Source organism: Fictibacillus sp. WQ 8-8, assembly GCF_024494405.1.
Classification (GTDB): Bacteria; Bacillota; Bacilli; order Bacillales; family Fictibacillaceae; genus Fictibacillus_C; species Fictibacillus_C marinisediminis.
The window spans coordinates 1-6,478 of record NZ_JAMXKG010000036.1; the positions used below are offsets into that span (position 1 = coordinate 1).

Genomic DNA, 6,478 nt, shown 5'->3' on the forward strand with positions numbered 1-6,478 from the left:
CCTGCTCTGTTATCTGCATAAGAAATGAAACAACATTATTATCAGTCAATACTTTCTATCATAATACAGAAAGAATAGTGTTTTTTTCATTTTTGGGGTAATAATTTGCCTTAGCTTGATGGGCATGGGGTCCTACCAACAAAACGTGGAAAACATACGCTAAGAGAGTAACATCAGGAAAATACGGGTTTACAAAACGGTAAGGAAATCCAAATATAAAAAAAAAGCCTAATTTCTCGCTTTTAACACCGAGAAATTAGGCTTTAGTTACTTCATTAAAGCGCCCTTTTCTTGAATAAACAAGTAGCTCATATTATCCGGTATTGTGGAAGCAATTAACTTATTCTTGATGGTAATGTTAAATATCGTAGAAAAGTGAGATTACTTTGGATTAACAATTGTTTAATTAAAGTTATCCGTTAGGAATAGCATTTTCAGAATACCAATAAAAAGCATAATCATTCATAACTGAAGAATCACCCAACTGATGTAGCATAGCTGAAATATTCCCTCTATGATAGGTTCCATGATTTACAACGTGTAAGACCATTTCAGATATACTTGTTTATCTTAATCCTGCCCATGGATTATCTAACATTATTCTCTTTTCCATATCTTCCTGTCTGTTCAAAAAGGATTTAAACCGAGATGTTAAAGTGTGAAATTCCGTTTCTAAGTCTTCAATGGGCAGTTTCTCAATCTTTGTTTCTGGTAATCAGGTTGGTCATTTCGGTTTCCAAGTGAAAAACGCAGAAGAGGTTTTAAAACACCAGCATCGCTTAGAGAAGTTAGGGTTTTTTGCTCGCGAAGAAATGGATGTTACCTGCTGCTACGCTACTCAGGACAAATTTTGGGTAACGGATCCGAACGGCAACGAATGGGAGTTCTTTTACACGAAGAGTGATGTTGAGAGCATGGAACCCAAAGATTCAGCATGTTGTGCACCGCAGACCCAAAAGATTGAGATAACAAAGTCATCATCATCATCTTGTTGCTAAGACGCATAAAGAGAGGCCCCTCCTAAATAGGAGCGGCCTCTTTTAGTTGTAAAAAGATACATAGCCCATGATTACAAAAAAAGTAAGAAGAGCTATCAATACCACCAGACCAATCCATACTCTTTTTTTCATTGTTACATCATCCCTTTTGGTTGGTTGTTGAAATACTTTCGTTGGAACCATAGGGCCACATTAACGAGAGCGATCATGACAGGTACCTCGACAAGCGGTCCAATAACCGCAGCAAATCCTGCACCAGAATGAATGCCAAAGACCCCAACAGCAACTGCAATGGCCAGTTCAAAGTTGTTGCTCCCTGCGGTAAACGCCAGGGTTGTTGTTACAGGGTAGTTCGCCCCAATCTTCCTTCCTAGATAGAAAGAAACAAAAAACATCACAACAAAGTAAATCAAAAGCGGTATCGCAATACGCACGACGTCGAGTGGCAAGGTTAAAATGGCATCCCCTTTGAGAGAGAACATCACGATGATGGTAAAGAGTAAGGCGATGAGTGTGATGGGGCTGATTTTAGGAATGAATTTCGTTTCATACCAGGTTCTGTCCTTCGTTTTAATGAGGATCAGATGCGTGAGCATCCCTGCGATAAAAGGAATACCAAGGTAAATAAAGACCGACTTTGCCACTTCCGCCATTGTAATATCGACCACTGCTCCTCCAATGCCAAACCACTTTGGGACAACTGTCACAAAGACATAGACATACGCGGAAAAGAACAGCAGCTGAAATACCGAGTTAAACGCCACCAGTCCCGCGGCATATTCTCTATCCCCTTTTGCAAGGTCGTTCCAAACGATGACCATGGCAATACAGCGAGCCAATCCGATCAGAATCAAGCCAACCATATACTCAGGCTTATCAGGCAATAGAAGGATGGCTAGCACAAACATAAGAATGGGACCGATGATCCAGTTCTGTACGAGAGAAAGGCCTAGCACTTTTACATCTTTAAAGACACGGCCCATTTCTTCATATCGCACTTTCGCGAGGGGTGGGTACATCATTAATATGAGACCTACGGCAAGGGGAATGGATGTCGTGCCCACCTGCCAAGAATTTAGGCCATCAACAAACTTAGGGAATACAGCTCCTAAACCAATTCCTAAGGCCATAACAATAAAAATCCACAGTGTTAGGTATCGATCCAAAAAGGACAAGCGTTTCATCTCAACAACTCCCTTGATGTTTTTAACAATCGCAGTGGAGTGCTACCTTGGATTCCTCGATTTTTCGCATGTTTTCGGTTTGGTCAGGAACATGAGCTAATAGGTCGTCAATTAAAGGGTATATTTCACTTTGAAGGATTAATGAATAATACATCCAGCGGCCTCTTCGTTCTTCTTTAATTAAGCCACTATCTTTCAGTTTTCGAAGATGTTGGCTGATGGAAGGCTGGCTCATAGCAAAAACTTCATTTAATTCACATACACAACAATCACGATGCTTCAGAATAGCTACGATCGTTAATCGTGTTTTATCACCCAGTAATTTTAAAGTCTGAACCATCTTTTCCAAGGGTACAGTCCTGGTTGGAATTTCGCACACCTCCTATTCATCCATAGTCATATAACAATATGTATATCTCGGAGGATTGTGAACTTCTGGTTTGTAAAGGGATTGTAAAGATATGTAGAAAACACTTTTACGCTTGCGTATATATAAAATCTGAATTTTCCGAAAAACACGAAACTATTATTGTGATTTTTCGTCTAATTCTTTAAGGGGGGGGAGTTAAAATTAATATGATAAGAAAATTACCGATTGTGTTAGTTTTTTTAAGTTTATTATTCTTGGCAGCTTGCACATCGAATGAAACAAATAGTGAGGTATCATTACCAGAAGGTGTTCCTGATTTTGTTCAAGAAAGTGATTTTGAAAAAATTAATTGGGATAAAAAAGCAGTCACATTCAATGGCAACATTATTGGGAATGAAAATAAGTCAGGAGTTATCGGTGCAGACGCTCCAAGTTTAATCAATGGTCAAAAATGGATGTGGCATCTTTGGGGAACCGAAAACCCAAGGCAAACAGAATTAACAGTAGTCGGTTATCATAAAGAAACAGGTATTGTTCATCAAATATTAACAACTGGTTGGACAATAGGACTTGGAGGAGAAAATAATGGAGCAGATGCTCAAGCACCTTCAAGTGTAAAGATTCCTAAGTCGGGAGAATGGGCAATTCTACTTTATACTGATGGAAAATTATTTGATACGTTGATTTATGAAATCAATGAATAAGAAATAAATTGAATGACATTTTATTTTCTTGCAAAACCCGCTCAGAAATATAACTGAGCGGGTTTTGTTATTAATTATTGGAATTCTAAAATTTCTTTCCTTAAATAAACCTGTTATAACGAATAACCGTGCTTTTTCTATTGCTAATTAACATACAAATTTACTGAGAATTACTTTGTGAATTCGATTGAGAATTGTCATTTTCTCCTCGTCAACCGAACCCGTTACTCTTGGAGTGGAGTTTCTTTATATTGACATAATGCCCTTATTATAGGCTGTTGTTGTTCAACTGAAAAAAGGTAATTCTCTTGTACTATGTTCTTCCAATAATCTCATCTCCACTTACTTAATTTTACATATTGATTTTACCATACAAAAAGAGAAACATTGTCCTTAATTTAAACTGGCTATAAAATTGACATAATTTTCAACATGGATTAATATAAGTGTATTACATATCGTTAAATGACGATTTGACGATTGGTTTTAGAGAGGTAGTCATGATAAGTGAGGAATTGCACCGATTTCTTAAGGCACTCGCCAGCGAAAAAAGACAGGAAATTGTTTTTTTGTTCATGGAGAGACGAGAAATCACGGTCAATGAAGTATCAGAATTAGTGAAGATTGGCCAATCCACCGCATCGGAGCAATTAGCCATTTTAAAAAGAGGCGGTCTTCTCTCCTCCCGTAAGGAAGGGAAAGAAGTCATCTATTTCCCGAATCGCGATAACGTCCAAACGTTATTGCAAACCTTAAAAGATGTCCTATCCAACTGTTGCTAATGAACATATAACGTCTTATATGTTCATCATTTTTCAAGAACATATCGTTAAATGACGATATGAAAAGGAGAATTCTTAATGGAGAATCCATTGGATTGTTTGGTCATTGGAGCGGGTCAGGCAGGATTAGCCGCAGGATATCACATACAAAAACGAGGATGGAACTATGTGATTTTGGAAGCCAGTCATCAACCCGCAGGCTCCTGGCCGAGTTATTACGACAGCTTAACCTTATTCTCTCCTGCCCGATTCTCGTCCCTCCCTGGTTATCGTTTCCCAGGGGAACCAGATCGGTATCCCACAAGAGATGAGGTGATTTCTTATCTTACGAATTATGCTGAACACTTTAATTTCAACGTCGTAACAAATGAGAATGTACAGAAGGTCATAAAAGACAACGGCTTGTTTAAGGTGGAGACGGCTTCTGGAAAGGTTTTCGCTGCCAAGACCGTGATTTCCGCAACGGGTGCTTTTGCTCATCCTTTTATTCCAGAGATGGAAGGATTTCAGCGTTATAAGGGAAGGATTCTTCATTCGAGCCAATACAGAAATACAGAAGAGTTTGAAGGCAAACGAATGGTGGTGGTGGGTGGCGGGAACTCCGCGGTTCAGATTGCTTACGAATTAACCGCTGTGGCTCAAGTAACTCTTGCCACGAGGCGTCCTCTTTCCTTTATGCCACAAACGTTTTTGGGGAAGGATCTTCATTTTTGGCTGACCGTTTCGGGAATTGATAAAGCTTCATTCGCCAAGCACCTTGGCACTAGTGTTTCTGTATTGGATACAGGGATCTATCAAGAAGCAATTTCAAATCAAAAGCCTGATCATCGAAACTTGTTTTCCTCCTTTACGGAAGACGGGGTGAACTGGGGAGAAGAAGTGGAAAAAGTGGATGCAGTTATCTTCGCCACGGGTTTCCGACCTAACCTTTCGTATCTGCATTCACTCCCTCAAGCGTTAGGTAAGGATGGCTTTCCACAACACATCAAGGGCATGAGTACGAGTATAAATGGATTAGGGTATGTCGGCCTCTCAGGTCAACGATCTCTCTCATCGGCCACCATTCGAGGAGGCGGACGGGATGCTAACTATGTCATCAAACGTTTAGCAAAGGAAAAGGAGAGCCAAAAGACTCTCCAACTTGTGTGATTTATTTCAGAAAATGATCCAATCCATTCTCAAAGCTGGATAACAGGTATTCTGCGGCTTTAGCATCTGAGTTCGCTAGTTCACGGAATTGAGTGATGACTCTTTGAAAACGATAGGATATCTCATCTTCTTCCTGGTCTGGCGGGACCATGGGGATGATGAAAAGTTTCTTTTGAATCGTATCAAGCACGGGAAGATCGATGTTATTGGTCTTCCCTGTTTCTAGATTACTCAAGTAACCAGAGGAAACACCGATTTGCTCGGCAAACGTATTTAATGATATCCCTTTCTTGGTGCGAATAAGCCTTATTTTTTGTCCCAAATCTTGCAGCATTTTTGAACCTCCTTACACTCAGGATACGGTGAAGTTTTCAGTTCAGAATCACTTCGCTAATTGTTTTTAAATTCCTTTAAGAATGAAAATAACAGTTTGGACATATTTTTAACATAAAGCCAAACTGGAGGTATGTATGGAAAAAGAACAATTAACCTTAGATTTAGAAACGGTAAAAATCAGCAGGACAGCAAGGCTCTTTTTTTCCAATAAAGAAAAAGTAGATCTGCCAGCTGACTATTCACAAAAATTATGGGACGACTTGCATGCGGATAACGTGAAGGTAAGTGGATTCTTAACCGTAGGAAACACAACCTATTCTTTATTTCAGTTAATCAAGATTGAGTGGATTGAAGAGCCGTTTCATTATGCATTTTCTCCAGTAGAATTTGAGTTTAATTCCTCTACGTAAGAGGGGTTTTTGAAATTACCAAAAGTTACTTGGTGCTTATTTTGGCGGTCAGAAATCACCCAATGATAAACTGATATTGGGTGATTTAATTTGTTTGTACCGCCAATGTTACTGCAACGAATGGTTCTCTTTAATAAACAAAAATAAAGTAAATAAAAAAGAGAGGCTTTTTATTTATACAGGCCTCTCTTTACAATAATCAACAGATACTTAACGGAGCTGATGTAATGTGGGCTCCGATGATACCAGCAATCGGAATCAGCCACTAGTGACCCTCTTCCGAAAGTAAATCGATTCCACTCTCTAGAAAGGACCGTTAACCCGTAGTACATTATTGGCAAGAGATAATAAAGATCACAATGCTTAGTTGGGTTCCACATGGACATGAACATCATATACTCCGTAATCTCTTATGAGAATCCTTTCCATAAGGGTGGCTATATCATGAGCTTCTTTAATGCCTAACGTAGATTTAACCATTATAACAACATCAATAACTTCGTTATTTCCGTAATTTCTCCCCTTAATGGTTTTTATTCTTTTAA

General features: G+C 39.0%; 8 protein-coding genes and 2 pseudogenes. 5 read left to right on the forward strand and 5 right to left on the reverse strand.

Annotated elements, in window-relative coordinates; translation table 11 throughout:
* Positions 1-412 precede the first annotated feature (412 nt).
* Positions 413-709: pseudogene (locus tag M1K46_RS25980) on the reverse strand (DinB family protein); the annotation flags it as partial.
* Between M1K46_RS25980 and M1K46_RS25365 the strand changes: the two are divergent.
* A pseudogene (locus M1K46_RS25365) lies at positions 705-998 on the forward strand (VOC family protein); the annotation flags it as partial. The pseudogenes M1K46_RS25980 and M1K46_RS25365 sit on opposite strands and share 5 nt — an antisense overlap.
* Before the next feature lie 134 nt (positions 999-1,132).
* Here the strand turns inward: M1K46_RS25365 and arsB are convergent.
* Both arsB and M1K46_RS25375 read right to left on the reverse strand, forming a co-directional pair.
* Positions 1,133-2,182 carry an ACR3 family arsenite efflux transporter gene (arsB, locus tag M1K46_RS25370; RefSeq protein ID WP_256228219.1) on the reverse strand — a complete coding sequence of 350 codons (1,050 nt, stop codon included), beginning with the start codon at positions 2,180-2,182 and terminating at the stop codon, positions 1,133-1,135.
* A gap of 22 nt (positions 2,183-2,204) precedes the next feature.
* On the reverse strand, positions 2,205-2,552 hold the full coding sequence (locus M1K46_RS25375; RefSeq protein WP_375162253.1) for an ArsR/SmtB family transcription factor: 348 nt from the start codon (positions 2,550-2,552) through the stop codon (positions 2,205-2,207).
* Between the two features lie 206 nt (positions 2,553-2,758).
* Between M1K46_RS25375 and M1K46_RS25380 the strand changes: the two genes are divergently transcribed.
* The 3 genes from M1K46_RS25380 (at position 2,759) to M1K46_RS25390 (ending at position 5,187) form a co-directional block, all read left to right on the forward strand.
* On the forward strand, positions 2,759-3,256 hold the full coding sequence (locus M1K46_RS25380; protein ID WP_256228220.1) for a hypothetical protein: 498 nt from the start codon (positions 2,759-2,761) through the stop codon (positions 3,254-3,256).
* 446 nt (positions 3,257-3,702) lie between these two features.
* The gene (locus M1K46_RS25385) at positions 3,703-4,038 is read left to right on the forward strand and encodes an ArsR/SmtB family transcription factor (RefSeq protein ID WP_256228221.1); all 336 of its coding nucleotides are present in this window, start codon (positions 3,703-3,705) and stop codon (positions 4,036-4,038) included.
* Positions 4,039-4,116: 78 nt separating this feature from the next.
* A complete protein-coding gene (locus M1K46_RS25390; protein ID WP_256228222.1) occupies positions 4,117-5,187 on the forward strand; it encodes a flavin-containing monooxygenase in 1,071 nt (356 codons plus the stop codon).
* Between the two features lies 1 nt (position 5,188).
* Here M1K46_RS25390 and M1K46_RS25395 read toward each other — a convergent pair whose 3' ends face one another.
* On the reverse strand, positions 5,189-5,521 hold the full coding sequence (locus M1K46_RS25395) for a helix-turn-helix domain-containing protein (protein WP_256228223.1): 333 nt from the start codon (positions 5,519-5,521) through the stop codon (positions 5,189-5,191).
* Positions 5,522-5,657: 136 nt separating this feature from the next.
* Here M1K46_RS25395 and M1K46_RS25400 point away from each other — a divergent pair, with 136 nt between their 5' ends.
* Positions 5,658-5,933: a hypothetical protein gene (locus M1K46_RS25400; RefSeq protein ID WP_256228224.1), complete on the forward strand. Its 276-nt coding sequence runs from the start codon at positions 5,658-5,660 to the stop codon at positions 5,931-5,933.
* A gap of 363 nt (positions 5,934-6,296) precedes the next feature.
* Here M1K46_RS25400 and M1K46_RS25405 read toward each other — a convergent pair.
* A partial coding sequence (locus M1K46_RS25405) for a cation transporter dimerization domain-containing protein (RefSeq protein WP_305586410.1) occupies positions 6,297-6,478 on the reverse strand: 182 nt, incomplete at its 5' end.

Bases quoted from the DNA above. Each gene is read 5' to 3' on its own strand.
- arsB (WP_256228219.1), bottom strand. From the start codon at position 2,182: ATGAAACGCTTGTCCTTTTTGGATCGATACCTAACACTGTGGATTTTT.
- M1K46_RS25380 (WP_256228220.1), top strand. From the start codon at position 2,759: ATGATAAGAAAATTACCGATTGTGTTAGTTTTTTTAAGTTTATTATTC.
- M1K46_RS25390 (WP_256228222.1), top strand. From the start codon at position 4,117: ATGGAGAATCCATTGGATTGTTTGGTCATTGGAGCGGGTCAGGCAGGA.
- M1K46_RS25395 (WP_256228223.1), bottom strand. From the start codon at position 5,521: ATGCTGCAAGATTTGGGACAAAAAATAAGGCTTATTCGCACCAAGAAA.
- M1K46_RS25400 (WP_256228224.1), top strand. From the start codon at position 5,658: ATGGAAAAAGAACAATTAACCTTAGATTTAGAAACGGTAAAAATCAGC.